Source organism: Proluteimonas luteida (assembly GCF_021191695.1).
In the GTDB taxonomy this organism is placed as follows: Bacteria; Pseudomonadota; Gammaproteobacteria; order Xanthomonadales; family Xanthomonadaceae; genus Luteimonas; species Luteimonas luteida.
The window spans coordinates 1-22,610 of record NZ_JAIWPT010000026.1; the positions used below are offsets into that span (position 1 = coordinate 1).

Annotated in this window: 34 protein-coding genes; 32 read left to right on the plus strand and 2 right to left on the minus strand. The window is 66.5% G+C overall.

What is annotated here, in order from left to right; genetic code table 11:
- From tuf to LDO26_RS16980, 30 genes are all read left to right on the plus strand, one after another.
- Nucleotides 1-867, plus strand: an 867-nt coding sequence (tuf, locus tag LDO26_RS16835; RefSeq protein ID WP_232132256.1) for an elongation factor Tu, incomplete at its 5' end; no start/stop codon positions are given.
- A gap of 453 nt (nucleotides 868-1,320) precedes the next feature.
- Nucleotides 1,321-1,632, plus strand: coding sequence for a 30S ribosomal protein S10 (gene rpsJ, locus LDO26_RS16840; RefSeq protein ID WP_047137645.1), 312 nt, complete (start codon nucleotides 1,321-1,323; stop codon nucleotides 1,630-1,632).
- An 11-nt stretch (nucleotides 1,633-1,643) separates the two neighbouring features.
- The gene (gene rplC, locus LDO26_RS16845; protein WP_232132257.1) at nucleotides 1,644-2,297 is read left to right on the plus strand and encodes a 50S ribosomal protein L3; all 654 of its coding nucleotides are present in this window, start codon (nucleotides 1,644-1,646) and stop codon (nucleotides 2,295-2,297) included.
- Nucleotides 2,298-2,308: 11 nt separating this feature from the next.
- A complete protein-coding gene (rplD, locus tag LDO26_RS16850; protein WP_232132258.1) occupies nucleotides 2,309-2,914 on the plus strand; it encodes a 50S ribosomal protein L4 in 606 nt (201 codons plus the stop codon).
- On the plus strand, nucleotides 2,911-3,210 hold the full coding sequence (gene rplW, locus LDO26_RS16855; protein WP_232132259.1) for a 50S ribosomal protein L23: 300 nt from the start codon (nucleotides 2,911-2,913) through the stop codon (nucleotides 3,208-3,210). Before rplD ends, rplW begins: the two co-directional genes overlap by 4 nt.
- A gap of 10 nt (nucleotides 3,211-3,220) precedes the next feature.
- Nucleotides 3,221-4,048, plus strand: coding sequence for a 50S ribosomal protein L2 (gene rplB / locus LDO26_RS16860; protein WP_232132260.1), 828 nt, complete (start codon nucleotides 3,221-3,223; stop codon nucleotides 4,046-4,048).
- 6 nt (nucleotides 4,049-4,054) lie between these two features.
- On the plus strand, nucleotides 4,055-4,327 hold the full coding sequence (rpsS, locus tag LDO26_RS16865) for a 30S ribosomal protein S19 (protein ID WP_232132261.1): 273 nt from the start codon (nucleotides 4,055-4,057) through the stop codon (nucleotides 4,325-4,327).
- Nucleotides 4,328-4,337: 10 nt separating this feature from the next.
- The gene (rplV, locus tag LDO26_RS16870) at nucleotides 4,338-4,730 is read left to right on the plus strand and encodes a 50S ribosomal protein L22 (RefSeq protein ID WP_232132262.1); all 393 of its coding nucleotides are present in this window, start codon (nucleotides 4,338-4,340) and stop codon (nucleotides 4,728-4,730) included.
- 1 nt (nucleotide 4,731) lies between these two features.
- The gene (gene rpsC, locus LDO26_RS16875) at nucleotides 4,732-5,472 is read left to right on the plus strand and encodes a 30S ribosomal protein S3 (RefSeq protein ID WP_232132263.1); all 741 of its coding nucleotides are present in this window, start codon (nucleotides 4,732-4,734) and stop codon (nucleotides 5,470-5,472) included.
- A gap of 2 nt (nucleotides 5,473-5,474) precedes the next feature.
- Nucleotides 5,475-5,888 carry a 50S ribosomal protein L16 gene (gene rplP / locus LDO26_RS16880; protein ID WP_232132264.1) on the plus strand — a complete coding sequence of 138 codons (414 nt, stop codon included), beginning with the start codon at nucleotides 5,475-5,477 and terminating at the stop codon, nucleotides 5,886-5,888.
- Nucleotides 5,888-6,076, plus strand: a complete 189-nt coding sequence (gene rpmC / locus LDO26_RS16885; RefSeq protein ID WP_232132265.1) for a 50S ribosomal protein L29 — start codon at nucleotides 5,888-5,890, stop codon at nucleotides 6,074-6,076. The genes rplP and rpmC overlap by 1 nt, the downstream gene beginning before the upstream one ends.
- A 10-nt stretch (nucleotides 6,077-6,086) precedes the next feature.
- On the plus strand, nucleotides 6,087-6,350 hold the full coding sequence (rpsQ, locus tag LDO26_RS16890) for a 30S ribosomal protein S17 (protein ID WP_232132266.1): 264 nt from the start codon (nucleotides 6,087-6,089) through the stop codon (nucleotides 6,348-6,350).
- A 16-nt stretch (nucleotides 6,351-6,366) separates the two neighbouring features.
- Complete coding sequence (gene rplN, locus LDO26_RS16895) at nucleotides 6,367-6,735, plus strand: 50S ribosomal protein L14 (protein WP_232132267.1); 369 nt, start codon at nucleotides 6,367-6,369, stop codon at nucleotides 6,733-6,735.
- Between the two features lie 15 nt (nucleotides 6,736-6,750).
- Entirely contained in the window at nucleotides 6,751-7,068 is a 318-nt protein-coding gene (gene rplX / locus LDO26_RS16900; RefSeq protein WP_232132268.1) for a 50S ribosomal protein L24, read from the plus strand.
- Between the two features lie 11 nt (nucleotides 7,069-7,079).
- A complete protein-coding gene (gene rplE, locus LDO26_RS16905; RefSeq protein ID WP_232132269.1) occupies nucleotides 7,080-7,622 on the plus strand; it encodes a 50S ribosomal protein L5 in 543 nt (180 codons plus the stop codon).
- Between the two features lie 109 nt (nucleotides 7,623-7,731).
- The gene (gene rpsN, locus LDO26_RS16910; RefSeq protein WP_232132270.1) at nucleotides 7,732-8,037 is read left to right on the plus strand and encodes a 30S ribosomal protein S14; all 306 of its coding nucleotides are present in this window, start codon (nucleotides 7,732-7,734) and stop codon (nucleotides 8,035-8,037) included.
- A gap of 150 nt (nucleotides 8,038-8,187) precedes the next feature.
- Nucleotides 8,188-8,583 carry a 30S ribosomal protein S8 gene (gene rpsH, locus LDO26_RS16915; RefSeq protein ID WP_232132271.1) on the plus strand — a complete coding sequence of 132 codons (396 nt, stop codon included), beginning with the start codon at nucleotides 8,188-8,190 and terminating at the stop codon, nucleotides 8,581-8,583.
- 15 nt (nucleotides 8,584-8,598) lie between these two features.
- Complete coding sequence (gene rplF / locus LDO26_RS16920; RefSeq protein WP_232132272.1) at nucleotides 8,599-9,126, plus strand: 50S ribosomal protein L6; 528 nt, start codon at nucleotides 8,599-8,601, stop codon at nucleotides 9,124-9,126.
- Between the two features lie 59 nt (nucleotides 9,127-9,185).
- Entirely contained in the window at nucleotides 9,186-9,545 is a 360-nt protein-coding gene (gene rplR / locus LDO26_RS16925; protein ID WP_232132297.1) for a 50S ribosomal protein L18, read from the plus strand.
- A gap of 167 nt (nucleotides 9,546-9,712) precedes the next feature.
- A complete protein-coding gene (rpsE, locus tag LDO26_RS16930) occupies nucleotides 9,713-10,252 on the plus strand; it encodes a 30S ribosomal protein S5 (RefSeq protein ID WP_232132273.1) in 540 nt (179 codons plus the stop codon).
- On the plus strand, nucleotides 10,245-10,442 hold the full coding sequence (gene rpmD / locus LDO26_RS16935) for a 50S ribosomal protein L30 (RefSeq protein ID WP_047137627.1): 198 nt from the start codon (nucleotides 10,245-10,247) through the stop codon (nucleotides 10,440-10,442). Before rpsE ends, rpmD begins: the two co-directional genes overlap by 8 nt.
- A 4-nt stretch (nucleotides 10,443-10,446) precedes the next feature.
- Nucleotides 10,447-10,890 carry a 50S ribosomal protein L15 gene (rplO, locus tag LDO26_RS16940; RefSeq protein WP_232132274.1) on the plus strand — a complete coding sequence of 148 codons (444 nt, stop codon included), beginning with the start codon at nucleotides 10,447-10,449 and terminating at the stop codon, nucleotides 10,888-10,890.
- A 160-nt stretch (nucleotides 10,891-11,050) separates the two neighbouring features.
- Nucleotides 11,051-12,409, plus strand: a complete 1,359-nt coding sequence (gene secY / locus LDO26_RS16945; RefSeq protein ID WP_435594117.1) for a preprotein translocase subunit SecY — start codon at nucleotides 11,051-11,053, stop codon at nucleotides 12,407-12,409.
- 375 nt (nucleotides 12,410-12,784) lie between these two features.
- Entirely contained in the window at nucleotides 12,785-13,141 is a 357-nt protein-coding gene (rpsM, locus tag LDO26_RS16950; protein ID WP_232132276.1) for a 30S ribosomal protein S13, read from the plus strand.
- Between the two features lie 12 nt (nucleotides 13,142-13,153).
- Entirely contained in the window at nucleotides 13,154-13,546 is a 393-nt protein-coding gene (gene rpsK, locus LDO26_RS16955) for a 30S ribosomal protein S11 (RefSeq protein ID WP_101926021.1), read from the plus strand.
- Between the two features lie 27 nt (nucleotides 13,547-13,573).
- Entirely contained in the window at nucleotides 13,574-14,206 is a 633-nt protein-coding gene (gene rpsD, locus LDO26_RS16960; RefSeq protein ID WP_232132277.1) for a 30S ribosomal protein S4, read from the plus strand.
- 56 nt (nucleotides 14,207-14,262) lie between these two features.
- Nucleotides 14,263-15,261, plus strand: coding sequence for a DNA-directed RNA polymerase subunit alpha (locus LDO26_RS16965; protein ID WP_232132278.1), 999 nt, complete (start codon nucleotides 14,263-14,265; stop codon nucleotides 15,259-15,261).
- Between the two features lie 262 nt (nucleotides 15,262-15,523).
- Complete coding sequence (rplQ, locus tag LDO26_RS16970; protein WP_232132279.1) at nucleotides 15,524-15,904, plus strand: 50S ribosomal protein L17; 381 nt, start codon at nucleotides 15,524-15,526, stop codon at nucleotides 15,902-15,904.
- Between the two features lie 131 nt (nucleotides 15,905-16,035).
- Nucleotides 16,036-16,539, plus strand: a complete 504-nt coding sequence (locus LDO26_RS16975) for a disulfide bond formation protein B (protein WP_232132280.1) — start codon at nucleotides 16,036-16,038, stop codon at nucleotides 16,537-16,539.
- Nucleotides 16,540-16,655: 116 nt separating this feature from the next.
- Complete coding sequence (locus tag LDO26_RS16980) at nucleotides 16,656-18,056, plus strand: class II 3-deoxy-7-phosphoheptulonate synthase (RefSeq protein WP_232132281.1); 1,401 nt, start codon at nucleotides 16,656-16,658, stop codon at nucleotides 18,054-18,056.
- Between the two features lie 77 nt (nucleotides 18,057-18,133).
- Here LDO26_RS16980 and LDO26_RS16985 read toward each other — a convergent pair whose 3' ends face one another.
- Together LDO26_RS16985 and typA are read right to left on the minus strand one after the other, a co-directional pair.
- Nucleotides 18,134-18,610, minus strand: a complete 477-nt coding sequence (locus LDO26_RS16985) for a DUF2127 domain-containing protein (RefSeq protein WP_435594118.1) — start codon at nucleotides 18,608-18,610, stop codon at nucleotides 18,134-18,136.
- A 7-nt stretch (nucleotides 18,611-18,617) separates the two neighbouring features.
- The gene (gene typA, locus LDO26_RS16990; protein ID WP_232132282.1) at nucleotides 18,618-20,447 is read right to left on the minus strand and encodes a translational GTPase TypA; all 1,830 of its coding nucleotides are present in this window, start codon (nucleotides 20,445-20,447) and stop codon (nucleotides 18,618-18,620) included.
- A gap of 207 nt (nucleotides 20,448-20,654) precedes the next feature.
- On the opposite strand from typA, the gene LDO26_RS16995 reads away from it, so the two are divergent.
- Both LDO26_RS16995 and LDO26_RS17000 read left to right on the plus strand, forming a co-directional pair.
- On the plus strand, nucleotides 20,655-21,149 hold the full coding sequence (locus tag LDO26_RS16995; protein WP_232132283.1) for a peptidylprolyl isomerase: 495 nt from the start codon (nucleotides 20,655-20,657) through the stop codon (nucleotides 21,147-21,149).
- Nucleotides 21,150-21,358: 209 nt separating this feature from the next.
- Nucleotides 21,359-22,558 (plus strand): aminotransferase class I/II-fold pyridoxal phosphate-dependent enzyme, encoded by a 1,200-nt coding sequence (locus tag LDO26_RS17000; RefSeq protein WP_232132284.1) that lies wholly within the window; start codon nucleotides 21,359-21,361, stop codon nucleotides 22,556-22,558.
- The last annotated feature ends 52 nt before the right edge of the window (nucleotides 22,559-22,610 follow it).

Consider the following 22,610-nt stretch of genomic DNA (forward strand, 5'->3'; position numbering starts at 1 on the left):
GCGGACGGCCCGATGCCGCAGACGCGCGAGCACATCCTGCTGTCGCGCCAGGTGGGCGTGCCGCACATCGTGGTGTTCCTGAACAAGGCGGACATGGTCGATGACGCGGAGCTGCTCGAGCTGGTCGAGATGGAAGTGCGCGAGCTGCTGACCAAGTACGAGTTCCCGGGCGACGACACCCCGATCATCCACGGTTCGGCGCGTCTGGCGCTGGAAGGCGACCAGAGCGAGATCGGCGTGCCGTCGATCCTGAAGCTGGTGGAAGCGCTGGACACGTTCATTCCGGAGCCGGAGCGTGACGTGGACAAGCCGTTCCTGATGCCGGTCGAGGACGTGTTCTCGATCTCGGGTCGCGGCACGGTGGTGACGGGCCGCATCGAGCGCGGCATCATCAAGGTCGGCGACGAAATCGAGATCGTGGGCATCCGTCCGACGCAGAAGACCACGGTCACGGGCGTGGAGATGTTCCGCAAGCTGCTGGACCAGGGCCAGGCGGGCGACAACGCGGGCCTGCTGCTGCGCGGCACCAAGCGTGACGACGTGGAGCGCGGCCAGGTGCTGTGCAAGCCGGGTTCGATCAAGCCGCACACCGACTTCGAGGCGGAGGTGTACGTGCTGTCGAAGGACGAGGGTGGCCGTCACACGCCGTTCTTCAAGGGCTACCGTCCGCAGTTCTACTTCCGCACGACCGACATCACGGGTGCGGTGGAGCTGCCGGAAGGCGTGGAGATGGTGATGCCGGGCGACAACGTGAAGATGGTGGTGTCGCTGATCAACCCGGTGGCGATGGACGAGGGCCTGCGCTTCGCGATCCGCGAGGGCGGCCGCACCGTCGGCGCCGGCGTCGTGGCCAAGATCATCAAGTAAGCCGATCGGCATGCGGCGGGCCTGGCGCCCGCCGCATCCATCGAGGGCGGTGCGTTCCTTTCCGTCCCGTCGTTTCCCCGGTGTTTTCTGGTAGTTGCCTGTTGCAATTGCCCCGTTGACCCAGTTAGAATGCTGGACTCTTCACGGCCCGAAGCGAATTCAGGTCGTGAAGCCGCGAAATGAGGTGCGGGAAGCGCCTCGTCTTCGCCAGACACGGAAATGTCGCAAGGCTGCGCTCCACCCGCCCCGAAGTTCTTCGAGGCATGCAGGGATGGAGCGGATCATTGCGTCTGTGGATTCCTGTCTGGGCAGATCGGGCGACCGGTCTGCCTTGTCGTTTGCAAGGGATGCGTCCGGCGCGCGGGCACCAGCGTCGGGCTGTCATCGGATTTCATGGGGTTCCGCGCACCCAGCCGCGGGCCCGTCGCTCTTTCAACCAAGGATATTTCCGTCATGACGGACCAAAAGATCCGGATCCGCCTCAAGGCGTTCGATCATCGCCTGATCGACCGTTCGGCCAGCGAGATCGTCGAAACCGCAAAGCGGACCGGCGCGCAGGTGCGCGGCCCGATCCCGCTGCCGACCAAGATCGAGCGTTACACCATCCTGACGTCGCCGCACGTCGACAAGGATGCGCGTGACCAGTACGAAACCCGCACGCACAAGCGCGTGCTCGACATCGTCGACCCCAACGACAAGACCGTGGACGCGCTGATGAAGCTCGAGCTCGCGGCCGGCGTCGACGTCCAGATCAAACTGACCTAAAGGCCCGCATCATGACCGCGAAGATCCATTCGTTGGGCATCGTCGGCCGCAAGGCCGGCATGAGCCGCGTGTTCACCGAGGACGGCAAGTCCGTGCCGGTGACGCTGATCGAGGCCACGCCCAACCGCATCACCCAGATCAAGACCCCGGAGTCCGACGGCTACAGTGCCGTGCAGGTGACCGTCGGCAGCAAGCGCGCCGTGCTGGTCAACAAGCCGGAAACCGGCCACCTCGCCAAGGCGAAGGTCGAGGCAGGCCGCGGCCTGTGGGAGCTCCGCGTCGCCGACGACAAGATCGGCGACTTCAGCGTCGGTGGCGAGATCAAGGCCGACATCTTCGAAGTGGGCCAGCTCGTCGACGTCCAGGGCGTCACCAAGGGCAAGGGCTTCCAGGGCACGATCAAGCGCTGGAACTTCAAGATGGGCGACGCCACCCACGGCAACTCGCTGTCGCATCGCCAGCCGGGTTCGCTCGGCCAGCGCCAGACGCCGGGCCGCGTGTTTCCGGGCAAGAAGATGTCCGGCCACATGGGCGCCGTCCAGCAGAGCACGCAGCGCCTGCAGATCGTCAAGGTCGACGCCGAGCGCGGCCTGATCGCCGTCAAGGGCGCGGTGCCGGGTGCGCCGGGCGGTGACGTGATCGTGCGTCCGTCGAGCAAGGCATAAGGAGTAGCACGATGGAACTCGCAATCAACAACAGCAGCGCGAAGCTGTCGGTCTCCGACGAAGTCTTCGGCCGCGATTTCAGCGAAGACCTGGTCCACCAGGTCGTCGTCGCCTATCGCAACGCCGGTCGCGCCGGCACCAAGGCGCAGAAGACCCGTGCGGAAGTCAACGGCACGACCAAGAAGTCGAAGAAGCAGAAGGGCGGCGGTGCGCGTCATGGCGCCCTCACCGCGCCGATCTTCGTCGGCGGCGGCGTGACCTTCGCGGCCAAGCCGCGCAGCTTCGCGCAGAAGGTCAACCGCAAGATGTACCGCGCGGCGATCTCGTCGATCCTGTCCGAGCTCAACCGCCAGGGCCGCCTGACCGTCGTCGAGGCGTTCGACCTCGATCAGACGAAGACCAGCGGCATGGTCGCCAAGCTCAAGGAATTCGATCTGGGCAAGCGCCCGCTGATCGTGACCGAGGAAGCGTCCGAACACCTGTACCTGTCGGCCCGCAACCTGCCCTACGTCGAGATCCGCGACGTGCAGGGCCTGGACCCGGTTTCGCTGGTCGGTGCCGACAGCGTGCTGATCACCACCGATGCGGTGAAGAAGATCGAGGAGTGGCTGGCATGAACGACGCCAAGCTCTATGAAGTGATCCGTGCACCGCGCGTGTCCGAGAAGACCGCGCGCCTGCAGGAACTGTCCAACCAGTACGCGTTCGAAGTGTCGACGGTCGCGACCAAGGCCGACATCAAGGCCGCGGTCGAGAAGCTGTTCGACGTGACGGTCGAGGCGGTCAATGTCGTCAACGTGAAGGGCAAGAACAAGTCCTTCCGTCAGCGCCAAGGCAGCCGTGGCGACTGGCGCAAGGCGTACGTCAAGCTGGCCGACGGCCAGTCGATCGACGTCATGAACGCGAAGGTCTGAGGAAGCCCCGATGCCATTGATGAAATTCAAGCCCACTTCCGCCGGCCGCCGTTCCGCGGTCCGCGTGGTGCACCCGGAGCTGCACAAGGGTGCCCCGCACGCTGCGCTGGTCGAGAAGAAGAGCAAGACCGGTGGTCGCAACCACCACGGCCGCATCACCACCCGCCACATCGGCGGTGGCCACAAGCAGCACTACCGCATCGTCGACTTCAAGCGTGACAAGGAAGGCATTCCGGCGCGCGTGGAGCGCATCGAATACGACCCCAACCGCACCGCGCACATCGCACTGCTGTGCTATGTCGACGGCGAGCGCCGCTACATCATCGCCCCCAAGGGCCTGAAGGCCGGCGACCAGGTGATCTCGGGTTCGGACGCGCCGATCAAGACCGGCAACACGCTGCCGCTGCGCAACATCCCGGTCGGCTCGACGATCCACTGCATCGAGATGAAGCCGGGCAAGGGCGCGCAGATCGCCCGCGCCGCCGGTGCCGCCGTACAGCTGGTCTCGCGTGAAGGCGTCTACGCCACGGTGCGCCTGCGCTCGGGCGAAGTGCGCCGGGTGCCGTCCGAGTGCCGCGCCACGATCGGCGAGGTCAGCAACGACGAGCACAGCCTCGAGAAGCTCGGCAAGGCCGGCGCCAAGCGCTGGCGCGGCGTCAAGCCGACGGTCCGCGGCGCGGCGATGAACCCGGTCGACCATCCGCACGGCGGTGGTGAGGCCCGCGCCGGCCAGGGCAACCCGCATCCGGTCACCCCGTGGGGCGTGCCGACCAAGGGTTACAAGACCCGCCATAACAAGCGGACGCAACAGTTCATCGTTCGCGATCGCAGGAGCTGATAGACCATGGCACGTTCACTCAAGAAGGGTCCGTTCGTCGACCACCACCTGCTCAAGAAGGTGGAAGCCGCGGGCAGCAACACCAAGAAGCCGATCAAGACCTGGTCGCGTCGTTCGATGGTCCTGCCGGACATGATCGGTTTCACCATCGCCATCCACAACGGCAAGAACCACGTCCCGGTGCTGGTCAACGAGAACATGGTGGGCCACAAGCTCGGCGAATTCGCGCTGACCCGGACCTTCAAGGGTCACGGCGGCGACAAGAAGTCGGGCAGGTAAGGAGCGCACAATGGACAAGGCAACCAAATCCAGGCTCGACGAGCAGAAGCGCGCCCGGACCGAAGTCAACAAGCGCACCGCGATCCTGCGGACCGCGCGCATCTCGCCGCAGAAGGCACGCCTGGTCGCCGACCAGGTCCGTGGCCTGCCGGTCGAGCGCGCCGTCGGCCTGCTGAAGTTCTCGGACAAGAAGGCCGCCCACCTGATCAAGAAGGTGGTCGAGTCGGCGATCGCGAATGCGGAGAACAACGCCGGCGCCGACGTCGACGAGCTGAAGATCGCCACGATCACCGTCGATGAAGGTCCGACGCTGAAGCGCTTCATGGCACGTGCGAAGGGACGCGGCACCCGCATCCTCAAGCGCACCAGCCATATCACCGTCGTCGTGGGAGAGGGCAAGTAATATGGGTCACAAAGTTCATCCCACCGGCATCCGCCTGGGCATCGCCAAGGACTGGAATTCCAAGTGGTACGCCGGCAAGAAGGAATTCGCCGAGTACCTGGTCGCCGACATCAAGGTCCGCGAGATGCTGCGCAAGCGCCTCGCCCAGGCCGGCATCAGCAAGATCCTGATCGAGCGTCCGGCCAAGACCGCGCGCGTGACGATCCACACCGCCCGCCCGGGCGTGGTGATCGGCAAGCGCGGCGAGGACATCGAGAAGCTGCGCAAGGACGTCAGCACGATGATGGGCGTCCCGGCGCACATCAACGTCACCGAGGTGCGCAAGCCCGAGCTCGACGCGCAGCTGGTCGCCGAGTCGATCGCGCAGCAGCTCGAGCGCCGCATCATGTTCCGTCGCGCGATGAAGCGCGCCGTGGGCAACGCGATGCGCCTGGGCGCGCTGGGCATCAAGGTCAACGTCGCCGGCCGCCTCAACGGCGCCGAGATCGCCCGCTCGGAGTGGTACCGCGAAGGTCGCGTGCCGCTGCACACCCTGCGCGCGGACGTCGATTACGGCTTCGCCGAAGCCAAGACGACCTACGGCATCATCGGCATCAAGACCTGGATCTACAAGGGCGAGATCTTCGACTTCGCCCAGGTCGGCCAGGAGAAACAGGACGACACGCCGCGTGGCGATCGCAACGACCGCGGTGACCGCGATCGTCCGCGTGGCCCGCGTCGTGACCGCGAGTCGAGGGACTAATCATGCTGCAACCCAAGCGCACCAAGTACCGCAAGATGCACAAGGGCCGGAATGAAGGCCTGGCATGGAGCGGAAATGCAGTCAGCTTCGGCGAGTTCGGCCTCAAGGCCACCGCGACCGGACAGCTGACCGCGCGTCAGATCGAAGCCGGCCGCCGGACCATCAGCCGTCACGTCAAGCGTGGCGGCAAGATGTGGATCCGCGTGTTCCCGGACAAGCCGATCACCAAGAAGCCGATCGAAGTCCGCATGGGCTCCGGTAAGGGCGGCGTCGAGTACTGGGTCGCCCAGATCCAGCCCGGCCGCATGATCTTCGAAATCGAGGGCATCGACGAGGCGACCGCACGCGAGGCGTTCCGCCTGGCTGCCGCCAAGCTCTCGGTCACCACCACTTTCGTGACCCGGACGGTGCGCTGATGGCTACGACCAAGGAACTCCGCGAGAAGTCGGCCGAGGAGCTGCAGTCGCATCTCATCGACCTGCACAAGGAGCGTTTCTCGCTCCGCATGCAGAAGGCCACCGGCCAGCTGACCAAGACGCATGAAGCCCGTCGGGTGCGCCGCGAGATCGCGCGCGTCAACACCCTGATCGGTCAGAAGAAGTAAGGACCAGACCATGACGAATACCGATAAAAAGCAGCGCACGGTCCAGGGCCGAGTGGTCAGCAACAAGATGGACAAGACCGTCACCGTGCTGGTCGAGCGTCAGGTCAAGCATGCGCTGTACGGCAAGTACATCCGCCGCTCGACCAAACTGCACGCCCACGACGCCGAGAACGCCTGCCAGGAAGGCGATCTGGTGAAGGTGGTCGAGATCGCGCCGATCTCCAAGACCAAGAACTGGCGTGTGGCGGAAATCGTCGCGCGCGCCGCCGAATAACAGAGGAGGGCAGACCATGATCCAGATGCAGAGCCACCTCGACGTGGCGGACAACAGCGGTGCCAAGGAAGTGATGTGCATCAAGGTGCTCGGCGGCTCCAAGCGCCGCTACGCCGCGATCGGCGACATCATCAAGGTGTCGGTCAAGGAAGCGATTCCGCGCGGCAAGGTCAAGAAGGGCGAGGTCTACGACGCCGTCGTGGTGCGCACCCGCAAGGGCGTGCGTCGCGCGGACGGTTCGCTGATCCGCTTCGACGGCAACGCCGCCGTGTTGCTGAACAACAAGCAGGAGCCGATCGGCACCCGCATCTTCGGGCCTGTGACCCGCGAACTGCGTTCCGAGAAGTTCATGAAGATCGTCTCGCTCGCACCTGAAGTGCTCTGAGCGGAGGACACTGAAATGGCCAATCGAATCAAGAAGGGCGACCACGTGATCGTGATCGCCGGCAAGGACAAGGGCAAGCGCGGCGATGTGGTGCGCGTGGTCGGCGACAAGGTCGTCGTCGCGAACATCAACCTCGTCAAGCGCCATACCAAGCCGAACCCGCAGGCCGGGCAGCCCGGTGGCGTGATCGAGCGCGAAGCGCCGATCCACGCATCGAACGTGATGCCGTTCAACCCTGCCACCGGCAAGGGCGAGCGCGTCGGAATCAAGAAGCTCGAGGATGGACGCACGCTGCGCGTGTTCCGCTCGAGCGGTGAGGCGCTCGACGCCTGAGGAATGCACAAATGACGACCCGTCTGGAACAGTTCTACAAGGATGAAGTGGTGCCGAAGCTCATGGAGCAGTTCGGCTACGACAACATCATGCAGGTGCCGCGCCTGACCAAGATCACGCTGAACATGGGCGTGGGCGAGGCTGCCGCGAACAAGAAGATCCTCGAGAACGCCACCGCCGACATGGCCAAGATCAGCGGCCAGAAGCCGCTGGTGACCAAGTCGCGCGTCTCGGTCGCCTCGTTCAAGATCCGCGACGGCTGGCCGATCGGCTGCAAGGTCACGCTGCGCCGCAACCGCATGTACGAGTTCATGGATCGCCTGATCAATGTCTCGCTGCCGCGCGTGCGCGACTTCCGTGGCGTGTCGGGCCGCTCGTTCGACGGTCGCGGCAACTACAACATGGGTGTGAAGGAGCAGATCATCTTCCCGGAAATCGACTTCGACCAGGTCGACGCGATCCGCGGCATGGACATCGCCATCACCACCACCGCCCGCACCAACGAAGAAGCCAAGGCGCTGCTGGAAGCCTTCCGCTTCCCGTTCCGCAACTGATGAAGCCGTGATCAGTGATTTGTGATTGGTGATTCGTAACGGCAACCGCCGTCCCGAACCCGCACTTTCCAATCACGAATCACGAATCACGAATCACAAGGATCTACACATGGCAAAGACATCCATGGTCAACCGCGAGGTCAAGCGTGAGAAGCTGGCCAAGCAGCACGGCGCCAAGCGCGACGCGCTGAAGAAGATCATCAGCAGCACGACCGCGAGCTACGAGGAGAAGATCGAGGCCGCGACCAAGCTGCAGAAGCTGCCGCGCGACTCCTCGCCGTCGCGCCAGGTCAACCGTTGCGCCCTGACCGGCCGCCCGCGCGGCGTGTACAGCAAGTTCGGCCTGGGCCGCAACAAGCTGCGCGAAGCCACCATGCGCGGCGACGTGCCGGGCCTGCGCAAGGCCAGCTGGTAACAACGGACGGCGGGTGCGTGTCCGGCAGGTCTGGCGCTCAGGCGCCGGACCTGTAGAATATGCCCCCTCCCGCAAGACCCCGGCCGTCATGGGCGGGCACAAAACAGAATTCGCGAAAGCGGATATCGGTGCACTCAGAAGGTAATCATCATGAGCATGACTGATCCCATCGCCGACATGCTGGTCCGCATTCGAAATGCGGCAGCGGTCGGCAAGCAGACGGTGAAGATGCCGTCGTCCAAGACCAAGGTCGCCATCGCCAACGTCCTCAAGGACGAGGGCTACATCGGCGACATCCGCGTGACCGAGAACGGCGCCAAGGCCGAGCTCGAGATCGTGCTGAAGTATTTCGAAGGCCGCCCGGTGATCGAGCGCCTGCAGCGCGTCTCGCGCTCGGGCCTGCGCCAGTACCGCGGCAAGGACGCGCTGCCGAAGGTCCTCAACGGCCTGGGCGTCGCCATCATTTCCACCTCGAAGGGCATCATGACCGATGCGCAGGCGCGCCAGCAGGGCGTCGGCGGTGAAGTCCTGTGCTTCGTGGCCTAAGGGAGTACGAATCCAATGTCCCGAGTCGCCAAGAAGCCGATCGCCCTGCCGAAGGGTGTCGAACTCAACATCCAGCCCGAGAGCGTCAGCGTCAAGGGGCCGAAGGGCACCCTGTCGCTGGCCAAGCCGGCTGACATCGAAATCCGCATCGAGGACGGCAACGCGCTGCTCTCGGCCAACGATCCGTCGCAGATCGCGCTGACCGGCACCCTGCGTGCCATCGTCGCGAACATGGTGCACGGCGTGTCGCAGGGCTTCGAGCGCAAGCTCGACCTGGTCGGCGTCGGCTACCGCGCCGCGGTGCAGGGCAAGGACCTGAACCTGTCGCTGGGCTTCTCGCACCCGGTCGTGTTCCAGGCGCCGGAAGGCATCACCATCACCACGCCGACCCAGACCGAGATCCTGGTCCAGGGCGCCGACAAGCAGCAGGTGGGTGAAGTCGCCGCGAAGATCCGCAGCTTCCGTCCGCCGGAGCCGTACAAGGGCAAGGGCGTCAAGTACTCCGACGAAACCATCATCCGCAAGGAAGCCAAGAAGGCGTAATGCGGAAGCCCGGTCCCGCGTGGACCGGACTTGCCGACGAGCCGATCCGCTTCTGGAGAATCACCATGGACAAGAACATCGCCCGCCTGCGTCGCGCCAAGTCGACCCGTGCACACATCCGCGTTCTCGGCGTGCCGCGCCTGTCGGTGCTGCGCACCGGTCAGCACATCTACGCCCAGCTGTTCACCGCCGACGGCTCCAGGGTCCTGGCCGCGGCCAGCACCACCCAGGCCGACGTGCGCGACGGCCTGAAGAACGGCAAGAACGCCGACGCCGCCGCCAAGGTCGGTCACGCGATCGCCGAGAAGGCCAAGGCCGCGGGCATCGAGAAGGTCGCGTTCGACCGTTCGGGCTACCGCTACCACGGCCGCATCAAGGCACTGGCGGACGCGGCCCGCGAGGGCGGCCTGCAGTTCTGAACGACACGCTGTCGACGCCGGGCTTCGCGCCCGGTGTCGCCTGACTCGCCGGCACGAGGTGTGCCGGACGCCCGCGGCCTTCTGTGCCGCGTCCGCGTTCCACCGAACCGCATCACAACCACAAGCGGCCCGAGCCGTACATCCTCCTTCCAGTACAGGCGACAACAATGGCAAACGAAAGGGAAAACCGCGGCCGCGACCGTAATCGCGACCGCGAAGAACTCGACGACGGCATGATCGAGAAGCTGATCACGGTCAACCGCGTCAGCAAGACCGTCAAGGGCGGTCGCCAGTTCACGTTCACCGCGCTGACGGTCGTCGGCGACGGCAACGGCAAGGTCGGCTTCGGCTACGGCAAGGCGCGCGAAGTGCCGGTCGCGATCCAGAAGTCGATGGAGCAGGCGCGCAAGAACCAGCGCGCGATCGACCTCAACGGCAGCACCCTGTGGCACACGGTCAAGTCCGGCCACGGCGCGGCGCGCGTGTTCATGCAGCCCGCCTCGGAAGGTACCGGCGTCATCGCCGGTGGCGCGATGCGCGCCGTGCTCGAGGCCGTCGGCGTCAAGGACGTGCTGGCCAAGGCCGTCGGCTCGCGCAACCCGATCAACCTGGTGCGCGCGACCATCCGTGGCCTGGCGGAGATGCATTCGCCGGCGCAGATCGCGGCCAAGCGCGGCAAGAAGCTGGAGGACATCGCTCATGGCTAAGAACGAAGCCGCCGGCGGCACCGTCAAGGTGCGCCTGGTCAAGGGCCTGCGCGGTTCGCAGGCCAAGCATCGCCTGTCGGTGAAGGCCCTGGGCCTGAACAAGCTCAACGACGTGCGCGAACTGAAGGACAGCCCGCAGGTCCGTGGACTGATCAACAAGGTCCATTACCTGGTGCGGGTCGAGGAGTAATCAGATGAAGCTCAATTCTCTCAAGCCCGCACAGGGCGCCCGCACCGAGCGCACGCGCGTCGGTCGCGGCATCGGCTCGGGCCTTGGCAAGACCGCCGGTCGCGGCCACAAGGGTTCGTTCGCGCGTTCGGGCAAGGGCAAGATCAAGGCCGGCTTCGAAGGCGGCCAGATGCCGCTGCGCAAGCGCCTGCCGAAGGTCGGTTTCCGCTCCAAGCTCAAGCTCGACACCGCCGAAGTGATGCTCTACCAGCTCGACAAGCTCGATGGCGACATCGACTTCGCCGCGCTGCGCGCCGCCAAGCTGGTGCCCAGCACCGCCAAGCGCGCGAAGATCGTCAAGAAGGGCGAGATCAGCAAGAAGCTCGTGCTCAAGGGCGTGCTGGCCACCGCCGGCGCCCGCGAGGCGATCGAAGCCGCTGGCGGCAAGGTCGAGGGCGAGCCGGCGTAAGCCGGGCGCGGCACTGCCGCGCCGTGCCGGCGAGCGGCCGGCCATGGATGGACGGGCCGGTCGATCCGGTACCGGTAGCGTTGCGCCACGGATGGCAGGCTTCCCATTTCGAGTGAAGGATTGATAAGCGTGCGGATAGATCGTCACATCGGAGCGTTCAATGTCACGCAGCAGTAGCGCAATGGGCGGCATTGGCGCCGGTCTGGGCAAGTTCACCGAGCTGCGCCAGCGCCTGCTGTTCGTGCTCGGGGCACTGATCGTCTACCGCATCGGTTGCTTCATCCCGGTGCCGGGCGTCAACCCCGAGGCCATGCTGCAGCTGATGGAGCAGCAGCAGGGCACGATCGTCGACATGTTCAACATGTTCTCCGGCGGTGCGCTGGAGCGCTTCAGCCTGTTCGCGCTGAACGTGATCCCGTACATCTCGGCGTCGATCGTCATGCAGCTGCTGGTGCAGGTGGTGCCGAGCCTGAAGGCCATCCAGAAGGAAGGCGAGTCGGGCCGGCGCCGGATCACCCAGTGGTCGCGCATCGGCGCGATCCCGCTGGCGATCTTCCAGTCGGCCGGCATTGCCGTCGCGCTGCAGAGCTCGGGCGCCAACAACGGCATCCCGGTGGTCTACGCGCCGGGCATGGGCTTCGTGCTGACCGCGATCGTGGCGCTGACCGCCGGCACCATGTTCCTGGTCTGGCTGGGCGAGCAGGTGACCGAGCGCGGCATCGGCAACGGCGTCTCGCTGATCATCTTCGCCGGTATCGTCGCCGGGCTGCCGGGCGCGGTGTTCGGCACGTTCGACTCGTTGCGCAACGGCGACATGAGCCCGATCGCGGCGATCATGCTGGCGATCGTGGTCCTGGCCGCGATCTACTTCGTGGTCTTCGTCGAGCGCGGCCAGCGCCGCATCACGGTCAACTACGCGCGCCGCCAGGGTGGCCGCAACGCGTACATGAACCAGAGCTCGTTCCTGCCGCTCAAGCTCAACATGGCGGGCGTGATCCCGGCGATCTTCGCCTCGTCGATCATCATGTTCCCGGCGACCGTGTCGACCTGGTTCGGCGAGGCGGGCTCGGCCACGTGGCTGCAGCGCGCCGCGCAGGCGCTGTCGCCCGGCGAGCCGCTGTACGTGCTGCTGTTCGGCGGCCTGATCGCCGGCTTCGCGTTCTTCTACACGGCGCTGGTGTTCAACTCGCAGGAAACCGCCGACAACCTGAAGAAGTCGGGCGCGCTGATCCCGGGCATCCGCCCGGGCAAGGCGACCGCGGACTACATCGACGGCGTGCTGACCCGCTTGACGGCGGTGGGCGCGGCCTATCTGGTGGCGGTCTGCCTGCTGCCGGAGTTCATGCGCGCCGAGTTCGGCACCTCGTTCTATTTCGGCGGTACCTCGCTGCTGATCGTGGTCATCGTGGTCATGGATTTCATCGCGCAGATCCAGTCGCACCTGATGTCGCACCAGTACGAGAGCCTGCTCAAGAAGGCCAACCTCAAGGGTTCGCGCGGCGGGGCATCGCTGCGCTGAGGCGGCACGGCCGGCATCGCCGGCCGACGATTACAGGCGTTCCGGGTTCCACCCGGTCCGCACCTGGCGCCCTCCGGGGCGCCGCCGGAACCCCGGACATCCACGCCGGGGTTCAAGATGGGCGACCCACGCGGCGGTCTCGGGCGTGGGTGGTTCCGGGTTTTCCGCGCGCCAGAGTAGCGCGCGGGGCAGGCGAGGGGTCTTCCCGAAGCTGCCGCCCCGGTGCCGTCGCCGGAGCATGGGCACACTCCCCATGCCGGGTCCAGGGCGCTTCGGCGCGGTGGGCTTCCTGAAGCGCCGAGGCCCTGTTATAATTTCATGTTCCCTTTTGCCGGGATTGAACCCCTGGCAGCCAAACCAGTTGGAGATCCGCGCATGGCGCGTATTGCAGGTGTCAATCTGCCTGCCCAGAAGCATGTCTGGGTCGGGCTTCAGAGTATCTACGGCATTGGCCGTACCCGGTCGAAGAAGGTCTGCGAAGCAGCCGGCGTCGACGCCACCACCAAGATCCGCGAGCTGTCCGAGCCGGAAGTCGAGCGCCTGCGCTCGGAAGTCGGCAAGTACGTGGTCGAAGGCGATCTGCGTCGCGAGGTCGGCATCGCGATCAAGCGCCTGATGGACCTGTCGTGCTATCGCGGCCTGCGCCATCGTCGCGGCCTCCCGCTGCGCGGCCAGCGCACCCGGACCAATGCACGCACCCGCAAGGGTCCGCGCAAGGCCATCAGGAAGTAAGGAGCACAGACCATGGCCAAGCCGTCCGCAAGCAAGACCAAGAAGAAGATCAAGCGCGTCGTCACCGACGGCATCGCGCATGTCCACGCTTCGTTCAACAACACGATCATCACGATCACCGACCGCCAGGGCAACGCGCTCTCGTGGGCGACGTCCGGTGGTGCAGGCTTCCGCGGTTCGCGCAAGTCGACCCCGTTCGCAGCGCAGGTCGCCGCCGAGAAGGCCGGCAAGGCCGCGCTGGACTACGGCGTGAAGTCGCTGGAAGTCCGCATCAAGGGTCCGGGTCCGGGCCGTGAGTCGGCCGTGCGTTCGTTGAACAACGTGGGCTACAAGATCATCAACATCATCGACGTGACGCCGATCCCGCACAACGGGTGCCGTCCGCCGAAGAAGCGCCGCGTCTAACCGCAGCGTCCGAGGAGCAAAAGAACAATGGCTCGTTATATCGGTCCTACCTGCAAGCTCGCCCGTCGCGAAGGCGCAGACCTGTCGCTCAAGAGCCCCAACCGCGCGTTGGACTCCAAGTGCAAGCTCGAGCAGAAGCCCGGCCAGCACGGCGCGACCAACACCCGCAAGGGCAAGCTGTCCGACTACGCCACCCAGCTGCGCGAGAAGCAGAAGGTCAAGCGCATCTACGGCCTGCTGGAACGCCAGTTCCGCAACTACTACAAGAAGGCCTCGACCAAGAAGGGCAACACCGGCGAGAACCTGCTGCAGCTGCTGGAAACCCGCCTGGACAACGTCGTCTACCGCATGGGTTTCGCGGTGACCCGCCCGGCCGCGCGCCAGCTGGTCAGCCACCGTGGCGTCACGGTCAACGGCCAGCCGGTCAACCTGCCGTCCTACCAGGTCAAGGCGGGCGACGCGATCGCGCTGTCGGAGAAGGCGCAGAAGCAGCTTCGCGTCCAGGAAGCCCTGAACGTGTTCTCGACGATGGACCTGTCGCCGTCGTGGGTCGAGGTCGACTCGAAGAAGTTCAGCGGCGTGTTCAAGGCCGTCCCGGATCGCGGTGACCTGCCGGCGGACATCAACGAAGCGCTGATCGTCGAGCTGTACTCGAAGTAATTCAATCAGGTGTCGCCGTGCCGTGCGCACGGCGTTCCTCAGGAGAGACACAAATCATGACGGCTACCGCCAATCAGGTACTGCGTCCGCGTGGCCCGCAGATCGAACGTCTCGCGGGCAACCGCGCGAAGGTCGTGATCGAGCCGCTGGAGCGCGGGTACGGGCACACGCTGGGCAATGCCCTGCGTCGCGTGCTGCTGTCCTCGATCCCCGGCTTCGCCATCACGGAAGTCGAGATCGACGGCGTACTGCACGAGTACAGCACCATCGAAGGCCTGCAGGAGGACGTGCTGGAAGTCCTGCTCAACCTCAAGGACGTCGCCATCCGCATGGGCACCGGCGAGAGCTCGACGCTGTCGCTGAGCAAGTCCGGCCCGGGCGTCGTGACCGCATCCGACATCAAGACCGACCACAACGTCGAGATCCTCAACGGCGACCACGTGATCTGCCACCTGACCAAGGACGCGTCGATCAACATGCGTCTGAAGATCGAGCGTGGCTTCGGCTACCAGCCGGCCGCCGCGCGTCGCCGTCCGGACGAGGAGAGCCGTGCGATCGGCCGCCTGATGCTCGACGCCTCGTTCTCGCCGGTCCGCCGCGTCGCCTATGAGGTCGAAGCGGCCCGCGTCGAGCAGCGTACCGACCTCGACAAGCTGGTGCTGGACATCGAGACCAACGGCACGATCGATGCCGAGGAGGCCGTGCGCACCGCCGCCGACATCCTCACCGACCAGCTGTCGGTGTTCGGCGACTTCACCCACCGCGACCGCGGCGCGGCGAAGCCGCAGACCCCGGGCGTCGACCCGGTGCTGTTGCGCCCGATCGACGACCTCGAGCTGACCGTGCGTTCGGCCAACTGCCTCAAGGCCGAGAGCATCTACTTCATCGGCGACCTGATCCAGAAGACCGAAGTCGAGCTGCTGAAGACCCCGAACCTCGGCAAGAAGTCGCTGACCGAGATCAAGGAAGTCCTCGCGCAGCGCGGCCTCGCGCTCGGCATGAAGCTGGAGAACTGGCCGCCGGCCGGCGTCTCCAACCACGGCATGCTGGGGTGAGCGCCCGCGCTTGACCGGTGCCCTCAGGCACCGGTCGCGGGCGCGAACGCCCGGCGCGCTGCGCCGGGCCGGGCTGCAAATGCGGCGCAAGCCGCGGCTCCCGGGCTTTTCAGAAGTACGCAACACCCAACCGACGGACCCAAGTCCGCGGCACTTCCGGCGAAGGATTCGCCGGTCAGGACCATCCGCAGTCCAGGTTCCAACGCCACCGATGGCGACAACGATGTCCAACGACCCAACATTCCACTGAAGGATCCCGCCCATGCGCCACCAGAAAGCCGGACGCAAGTTCAATCGCACCAGCGCCCATCGCGAAGCGATGTTCCGCAACATGGCCGCTTCGCTGTTCAAGAGCGAGCTGATCAAGACCACCCTGCCCAAGGCCAAGGAACTGCGCCGCGTCGCCGAGCCGCTGATCACCCTGGCCAAGGTCGACGGCGTCGCCAACCGCCGCCTCGCATTCGCGCGCCTGCGCGACAAGGAAGCGGTCGGTACCCTGTTCACCACCCTGGGCCCGCGTTACCAGGGCCGTCCCGGCGGCTACCTGCGCATCCTCAAATGCGGCTTCCGTGCCGGCGACAATGCGCCGATGGCGTATGTCGAGCTGGTGGACCGCCCGCAGGCCGGCGTTGACGCCGAGTAATCCAGCCGCCGTCGCCGGTACCCGTTGCGGTGCCGGCACGTGCTGCGTGGAACAGAGCCCCGGCGAATGCCGGGGTTTTTGTTTGCGCCGCGCGGCGGGATAATCGACGCTCATCCGTTGCCGGCATTCCGATGAACCCTTTCCGCTGGTCGTTCCGCGCGCTGATGCTCAGCGCCGCCGTCGTCTGCTTCGCCCTGATCGGCTTCGCGATCTATTCGCAGCTGCAGTGGGGGCTGGAGCCGTGCCCGCTGTGCATCTTCCAGCGCATCGCGTTCGCCGCACTTGGGCTGGTGCTGCTGGTGGCCGGCGTGCATGCGCCGCGCGGCGACATCGGCCGCAGGGTGTACGGCTTGTTCGGATTCGCCGCGGCCGCGGTCGGCGCCGGCATCGCCGGGCGCCACGTCTGGCTGCAGTTGAACCCGCCCGGATTCGCCGCTTGCGGCGCGCCGTTCTCGTTCATGCGCGAGACGATGGACACGCCGACGTTGATCAAGCGTGTGCTGACCGGCAGCGGCGACTGCGGCACGGTCGACTGGACCTTCCTTGGCCTGTCGATGCCCGCGTGGAGCCTGCTGTGGTTCGTGCTGCTGGGCGCGGTCGCGCTGTATGCCGGCCTGCGCACGCGGCGCCGATGATGTCCGGCCGCTGACCATTCGATCATTCGCGTCATCCTGGGCCACGTCGTTCAGGCCGCGCCCCAGGGCCAGGTGCCACGGCAGTCCGCCGTGATGCGCAGGAGGAAGAAAGTCCGATGTCCCCGTCCGTCGAGCGAAACCTGCAAGCCGTGAACCTTCCCGAAGACTGGCAGCCCGACAGCTGGCGCAAGCGCCCGGCTCTGCAGCTGCCGACCTATCCCGATGCCGCGGCGCTGGCCGAGGTGCAGGAGGAACTGCGCCGGCTGCCGCCGCTGGTGACCTCCTGGGAGATCCTCAACCTCAAGCAGCAACTGGCCGAGGCCCAGGAGGGCAAGCGCTTCCTGCTGCAGGGCGGGGACTGCGCGGAGAACTTCGGCGACTGTTCGTCGGAGATCATCTCCAACCGGCTCAAGGTGCTGCTGCAGATGAGCCTGGTGCTGGTGCACGGGCTGCGCATCCCGGTGGTGCGGGTCGGCCGCTTCGCCGGCCAGTACGCCAAGCCGCGTTCGGCCGACATGGAGACCCGTGGCGACGTTTCGTTGCCGAGCTACCGTGGCGACGTGGTCAACGCGCCGGCGTTCACCGCCGAGGCGCGCATCCCCGATCCCCGGCGCATGATCAAGGCGCATGCGCGCTCGGCGATGACGATGAATTTCGTGCGTGCGCTGATCGACGGTGGCTTCGCCGACCTGCACCACCCCGAGTACTGGGGCCTGAACTGGGTCGGGGAATCGCCGCTGGCCGAGGAGTACCAGCGCATGGTCTCGGGCCTGGGCGATGCGGTGCGGTTCATGGAGACGCTGGCCGGCACCCAGGTCTACAACCTCAACCGTGTGGACTTCTACACCTCGCATGAGGCGTTGCTGCTGCCCTACGAGGAGGCCCAGACCCGCCAGGTGCCGCGTCAGTGGGGCTGGTTCAACCTCAGCACGCATTTTCCGTGGATCGGCGTGCGCACAGCGGCGCTGGAAGGCGCCCATGTCGAGTACTTCCGCGGCATCCGCAATCCGGTCGCGGTCAAGGTCGGGCCGACCTCGACGCCGGACGCGCTGCTGCGGCTGATCGACGTGCTCAACCCCGACGACGAACCCGGCCGGCTGAGCCTGATCCACCGCATGGGCGCGGCGCAGATCGCCGAACGCCTGCCGCCGCTGCTCGATGCGGTGAAGCGTTCCGGCCGACGCGTGCTGTGGATCTGCGACGCGATGCACGGCAATACCGAATCGACCAGCAACGGCTACAAGACCCGGCGCTTCGACAAGATCCGCAGCGAAATCGAGCAGTCCTTCGACCTGCATGCGGCGGCCGGGACGCGGCTCGGCGGCGTGCACCTGGAGCTGACCGGCGAGGACGTGACCGAGTGCACCGGCGGCGCGCGCGCGTTGACCGACATCGACCTCGGGCGCGCCTACCGTTCGACCGTCGATCCACGGCTGAACTACGAACAGGCGCTGGAGACGGCGATGCTGATCGTGCGCAAGCAGGCGCAGCTGACGGCGGCTGCGATCCCCTCGTAAGGCGGGTCCCGCCCCGCCACTCCCTGGCCTGTCTTCGGCGGCGGGCTTGCCGCGCGGCCGGCGCCGCGAGCCGCGTCCTAAGCGCTTGCGCGATGCCGGCGGCGCAGGTCGTTTGCCAGCACCAGCACGATGGCCAGGTTGAGCAGCAATACGCCCCAGGTCAGCCAGTCGGGGTGCCGCCACAGGGCGTAGAGCTCGAACGGCAGGTAGGCGGCCGCGCCGATGCAGCCCAGCCAGGATGCCCAGGCGCGATGGCGCCACAGGCCCCAGCCCTCGAGCAGCCGCATCGATGCGTAGACCAGTGCGACGGCGATCGCCACGTGCAGTGTCTGCGGGGTGATGCGGTCGAGCAGCGCGGTTCCGCCGCGCTGGCTTGCGACGCCCAGCCAGCCGAGCAGGCGCTCGACGTCCTGCTGCAGCGCTTCGGGACCGACTGCCGCCAATGCGGCGGCGGCCAGCAGCGCCAGCAGCCCCTTGGCGGTTTCCAGCAATGCGATCGTCCGCAGGCCGGTGGCGCGATCACGCGGCACCGGCCCGGTCGACGGCATGTCCATGCGCGGATCAGGCGGCGCGGGATGCGCGCTTGCGGTCGCTTTCGGTCAGCAGCTTCTTGCGCAGGCGGATTTCCTTCGGCGTGACCTCGACCAGCTCGTCGTCCTCGATGAAGTCCAGGGCCTGCTCCAGCGAGTACTTCAGCGCCGGGGTCAGCTTGATCGCATCGTCCTTGCCCGACGCGCGCACGTTGGTCAGCGGCTTACCCTTGATGACGTTGACGGTGAGGTCGTTGTCCTTGGAATGGATGCCGACCAGCTGGCCCTCGTAGACGTTGTCGCCCTCGGCCGCGAACAGGCGGCCGCGCTCTTCCAGCGGTCCCAGCGAGTAGGCCGGGGTCATGCCCGGCGCGTTGGCGATCATCACGCCGTTGTTGCGCTTGGCGATCGCGCCGGTTTCCTTCGGCCCGTAGTGGTCGAACACGTGGAACAGCAGGCCCGAGCCCTGGGTCAGGGTCTTGAACTCGTTCTGGAAGCCGATCAGGCCACGCGCCGGGATCAGGTAGTCCAGGCGCACGCGGCCCTTGCCGTCGGATTCCATGTTCTTCAGCTGGCCCTTGCGGATGCCCAGCTTCTCCATCACGCCGCCCTGGTGCTGCTCCTCGACGTCGACGACGAGCTGCTCGACCGGCTCCATCAGCTGCCCGTCGATCTCCTTGATGATGACCTCGGGGCGCGACACCGCCAGCTCGAAGCCTTCGCGGCGCATGGTCTCGATCAGCACCGACAGGTGCAGCTCGCCGCGGCCGGAGACCAGGAACTTGTCGGCGTCGGCGGTCTCCTCGACCTTCAGCGCGACGTTGTGCAGGGTCTCGCGCTCCAGCCGCTCGCGGATCTGGCGGCTGGTGATGAACTTGCCGCCGGAGAATTCCTTGTGCCCGGCGAACGGCGAGTTGTTGACCTGGAAGGTCATGCTGATGGTCGGCTCGTCGACGGTCAGCGCCGGCAGCGCCTCGGGCGTGTCGAGCGCGCAAACGGTGTCGGAGATGCCCAGTTCCTGGATGCCGGCGATCGCGACGATGTCGCCCGCCTGCGCTTCCTCGACCTCGACCCGCTCCAGGCCCAGGAAGCCGAGCACCTGCACGATCTTGCCCTGGCGCTTCTTGCCCTCGCGGTCGACCACGCTGACCGGCATGTTCTTCTTCGCCTTGCCGCGCTGGATGCGGCCGATGCCGATCAGGCCGACGAAGTTGTTGTAGTCGAGCTGGCTGATGCGCATCTGGAACGGACCGTCGGGATCGACGTCCGGCGCCGCCACGTGCTGCATGATCGCCTCGTACAGCGGGGTCATGTCGCCCGAGCGGGCACTGTCGTCGAGGCTGGCATAGCCGTGCAGCGCCGAGGCATAGACGATCGGGAAGTCGAGCTGCTCGTTGGTCGCGCCGAGCTTGTCGAACAGGTCGAACACCTGGTCGATGACCCAGTCCGGGCGCGCGCCCGGGCGGTCGATCTTGTTGACCACGACGATCGGCTTGAAGCCCATCGCGAACGCCTTCTGGGTCACGAAGCGGGTTTGCGGCATCGGGCCGTCCATCGCGTCGACCAGGATCAGCACCGAGTCGACCATCGACAGCACGCGCTCGACCTCGCCGCCGAAGTCGGCGTGTCCCGGGGTGTCGACGATGTTGATGCGGTTGCCCTGCCAGTTGATGGCGGTGTTCTTGGCCAGGATGGTGATGCCGCGTTCCTTTTCCTGGTCGTTGCTGTCCATCACCCGCTCGGCGAGCACGGTGCGTTCGTTGAGGGTGCCGGACTGCTTGAGCAGCTGGTCGACGAGGGTGGTCTTGCCGTGGTCGACGTGGGCGACGATGGCGATATTGCGCAGGCGTTCGATGGACATGGGCAAGGCTGCGCCAGAGTCGAAGACCGGGGCGCACGATAGGCAGTGGGAGAGCCGGTTATTATAGCGGTTTGTCGCGGCATGTTGCGCTGCCGCACGGCGGCGCCGGTTCAGTGGCCGGTTGAAATGGCCGGCCCCGGCCGCATCTGCTGTCCGTCGGCCCGGGGAAATCCGGTTCCGATCCCTTATCCACTGCCAGGATCCATCATGTCCCTGAACGCCGTTTTCGATACCGACCGTGGCCAGATCAAGGTCGAGCTCTATCCCGACAAGGCGCCGCTGACCGTGGCCAACTTCGTCAATCTCGCCAGGCGCGGTTTCTACGATGGCCTCAACTTCCATCGCGTGATCCCGGACTTCATGATCCAGGGCGGCTGCCCGGAAGGCTCCGGCCGCGGCGGTCCGGGCTACAAGTTCGAGGACGAGACCAACAACGGCGTCAAGCACGAGCGTGGCGTGCTGTCGATGGCCAACGCCGGCCCCAACACCAACGGCAGCCAGTTCTTCATCACCCACATCAAGACCGACTGGCTGGACGGCAAGCACACCGTGTTCGGCAAGGTCACCGAGGGCCTGGACGTGGTCGACGCGGTCAAGCAGGGCGACACCATCAAGTCGGTGAAGATCGAGGGCGACGTCGACGCCGCGCTGGCCGCCAAGGCCGACCGCGTGGCCGAGTGGAACAAGATCCTCGCGGCCTGATCGCCGCCTGAAGTGCCCGGCGCCGCCCGCCGGCAGGCGTCGCGGCCACACCCGGAACGCCGCGACGGTCCTGCCGCCGCGGCGTTCCGCCGTCCGGGCATCGCGCCCGGCAGTGTGGGCCGTCCGGCCCGACGCGACCCGCATGCTAAAATTCCGGGCTGCCGCCGGGCCTGCGGGCCCGGCCTCCCGTCCACGACAGGTGTCCCGCGATGCCCCAGCTTGCCCGCCGCGTCGGCCGCGCCCGGCCCAGCGCCATCATGCAGGTCGCCGAGAAGGCCAAGCGCCTGAAGGCGGAAGGACGGGACATCATCGGCTTTTCGATCGGCGTGCCCAATTTCCTGCCGGGCGCGCACGTTTATGCCGCGGCGCGCGACGCGCTGGCGCACGATTCCGGCCAGTACGGCAGCAACCGCGGCAGCGACGCGCTGCTCGACGCGTTCATCGGCCACCTCGATGCGCTCGGCCTGGACGGCTACACGCGCGCCGACTGCGCGGCCGGCATCGGCGCCAAGCACGTGCTCTACAACCTGGCCGAGGTGCTGCTCGACGAGGGCGACGGCCTGGCGTTCGCGACGCCGTACTGGACCACGTACTTGGACATCGCCGAGATCGTCGGCGCCGACATCCAACTGCTGCCGTGCCCGCCGGAGCAGGACTACAAGCTGACGCCCGCGCAGCTCGACGCCGCGCTGGCCAACCGGCCGAAGGTGTTCCTGTTCAACAATCCGTCGAATCCCACCGGCATGGTCTACACGCGGTCCGAGATCGCCGCGCTGGCCGACGTGCTGGCGCGCCATCCGGACACCTGGATCGTCACCGACGACATCTACAACCGCATGGTGTTCGACGGCGTCGGCTACCACAACTTCGTGCAGGCGCGGCCGGAACTGCGCGAGCGTACGGTCTTCGTCGATTCGCTGTCCAAGACGTACGGCATGCCGGGCTGGCGCGTCGGCCTGCTGGCCGGGCCGGAAGCGGTGGCCCGGGCGTTCGCGACGATGAATTCCAACCACATCACCAACGTGCCGGAAGTGGTCACCGCCGCGGCGATCGCCGCGCTGTCGGGCCCGCAGGACGTGCCCGAGGCACGGTGCGCGGATTTCCAGGCGCGCCGCGACGAAGTGATGGCGGCGCTGGCGCGGATTCCCGGCGTGGTCTGCCCGAAGCCGGCCGGCGCGTTCTACGTGTTCCCCGACATCAGCGTCGCCTTCGGCAAGGCGCATGGTGATACCCGCATCGACAACGATGTCGACTTCTGCAACGCCCTGCTCGATGCCAAGGGCGTGGCCTGCGTGCCCGGCTCGGCGTTCGGCGAGCCGCGCGCGATCCGTATCAGCTACACCTGTCCGGCGGCGCAGCTCGCGCCGGGGCTGGACCGCATCCGCGCGTTCTTCGCGGAACTGTCCTGAGCCCGCGCCGGATTCCTTCCCCAGCGATACCCCACGAGAGAACGAAGAGGAT

Bases quoted from the DNA above. Each gene is read 5' to 3' on its own strand.
- rpsJ (WP_047137645.1), top strand. From the start codon at position 1,321: ATGACGGACCAAAAGATCCGGATCCGCCTCAAGGCGTTCGATCATCGC.
- rplC (WP_232132257.1), top strand. From the start codon at position 1,644: ATGACCGCGAAGATCCATTCGTTGGGCATCGTCGGCCGCAAGGCCGGC.
- rplD (WP_232132258.1), top strand. From the start codon at position 2,309: ATGGAACTCGCAATCAACAACAGCAGCGCGAAGCTGTCGGTCTCCGAC.
- rplW (WP_232132259.1), top strand. From the start codon at position 2,911: ATGAACGACGCCAAGCTCTATGAAGTGATCCGTGCACCGCGCGTGTCC.
- rplB (WP_232132260.1), top strand. From the start codon at position 3,221: ATGCCATTGATGAAATTCAAGCCCACTTCCGCCGGCCGCCGTTCCGCG.
- rpsS (WP_232132261.1), top strand. From the start codon at position 4,055: ATGGCACGTTCACTCAAGAAGGGTCCGTTCGTCGACCACCACCTGCTC.
- rplV (WP_232132262.1), top strand. From the start codon at position 4,338: ATGGACAAGGCAACCAAATCCAGGCTCGACGAGCAGAAGCGCGCCCGG.
- rpsC (WP_232132263.1), top strand. From the start codon at position 4,732: ATGGGTCACAAAGTTCATCCCACCGGCATCCGCCTGGGCATCGCCAAG.
- rplP (WP_232132264.1), top strand. From the start codon at position 5,475: ATGCTGCAACCCAAGCGCACCAAGTACCGCAAGATGCACAAGGGCCGG.
- rpmC (WP_232132265.1), top strand. From the start codon at position 5,888: ATGGCTACGACCAAGGAACTCCGCGAGAAGTCGGCCGAGGAGCTGCAG.
- rpsQ (WP_232132266.1), top strand. From the start codon at position 6,087: ATGACGAATACCGATAAAAAGCAGCGCACGGTCCAGGGCCGAGTGGTC.
- rplN (WP_232132267.1), top strand. From the start codon at position 6,367: ATGATCCAGATGCAGAGCCACCTCGACGTGGCGGACAACAGCGGTGCC.
- rplX (WP_232132268.1), top strand. From the start codon at position 6,751: ATGGCCAATCGAATCAAGAAGGGCGACCACGTGATCGTGATCGCCGGC.
- rplE (WP_232132269.1), top strand. From the start codon at position 7,080: ATGACGACCCGTCTGGAACAGTTCTACAAGGATGAAGTGGTGCCGAAG.
- rpsN (WP_232132270.1), top strand. From the start codon at position 7,732: ATGGCAAAGACATCCATGGTCAACCGCGAGGTCAAGCGTGAGAAGCTG.
- rpsH (WP_232132271.1), top strand. From the start codon at position 8,188: ATGAGCATGACTGATCCCATCGCCGACATGCTGGTCCGCATTCGAAAT.
- rplF (WP_232132272.1), top strand. From the start codon at position 8,599: ATGTCCCGAGTCGCCAAGAAGCCGATCGCCCTGCCGAAGGGTGTCGAA.
- rpsE (WP_232132273.1), top strand. From the start codon at position 9,713: ATGGCAAACGAAAGGGAAAACCGCGGCCGCGACCGTAATCGCGACCGC.
- rpmD (WP_047137627.1), top strand. From the start codon at position 10,245: ATGGCTAAGAACGAAGCCGCCGGCGGCACCGTCAAGGTGCGCCTGGTC.
- rplO (WP_232132274.1), top strand. From the start codon at position 10,447: ATGAAGCTCAATTCTCTCAAGCCCGCACAGGGCGCCCGCACCGAGCGC.
- secY (WP_435594117.1), top strand. From the start codon at position 11,051: ATGTCACGCAGCAGTAGCGCAATGGGCGGCATTGGCGCCGGTCTGGGC.
- rpsM (WP_232132276.1), top strand. From the start codon at position 12,785: ATGGCGCGTATTGCAGGTGTCAATCTGCCTGCCCAGAAGCATGTCTGG.
- rpsK (WP_101926021.1), top strand. From the start codon at position 13,154: ATGGCCAAGCCGTCCGCAAGCAAGACCAAGAAGAAGATCAAGCGCGTC.
- rpsD (WP_232132277.1), top strand. From the start codon at position 13,574: ATGGCTCGTTATATCGGTCCTACCTGCAAGCTCGCCCGTCGCGAAGGC.
- LDO26_RS16965 (WP_232132278.1), top strand. From the start codon at position 14,263: ATGACGGCTACCGCCAATCAGGTACTGCGTCCGCGTGGCCCGCAGATC.
- rplQ (WP_232132279.1), top strand. From the start codon at position 15,524: ATGCGCCACCAGAAAGCCGGACGCAAGTTCAATCGCACCAGCGCCCAT.
- LDO26_RS16975 (WP_232132280.1), top strand. From the start codon at position 16,036: ATGAACCCTTTCCGCTGGTCGTTCCGCGCGCTGATGCTCAGCGCCGCC.
- LDO26_RS16980 (WP_232132281.1), top strand. From the start codon at position 16,656: ATGTCCCCGTCCGTCGAGCGAAACCTGCAAGCCGTGAACCTTCCCGAA.
- LDO26_RS16985 (WP_435594118.1), bottom strand. From the start codon at position 18,610: ATGGACATGCCGTCGACCGGGCCGGTGCCGCGTGATCGCGCCACCGGC.
- typA (WP_232132282.1), bottom strand. From the start codon at position 20,447: ATGTCCATCGAACGCCTGCGCAATATCGCCATCGTCGCCCACGTCGAC.
- LDO26_RS16995 (WP_232132283.1), top strand. From the start codon at position 20,655: ATGTCCCTGAACGCCGTTTTCGATACCGACCGTGGCCAGATCAAGGTC.
- LDO26_RS17000 (WP_232132284.1), top strand. From the start codon at position 21,359: ATGCCCCAGCTTGCCCGCCGCGTCGGCCGCGCCCGGCCCAGCGCCATC.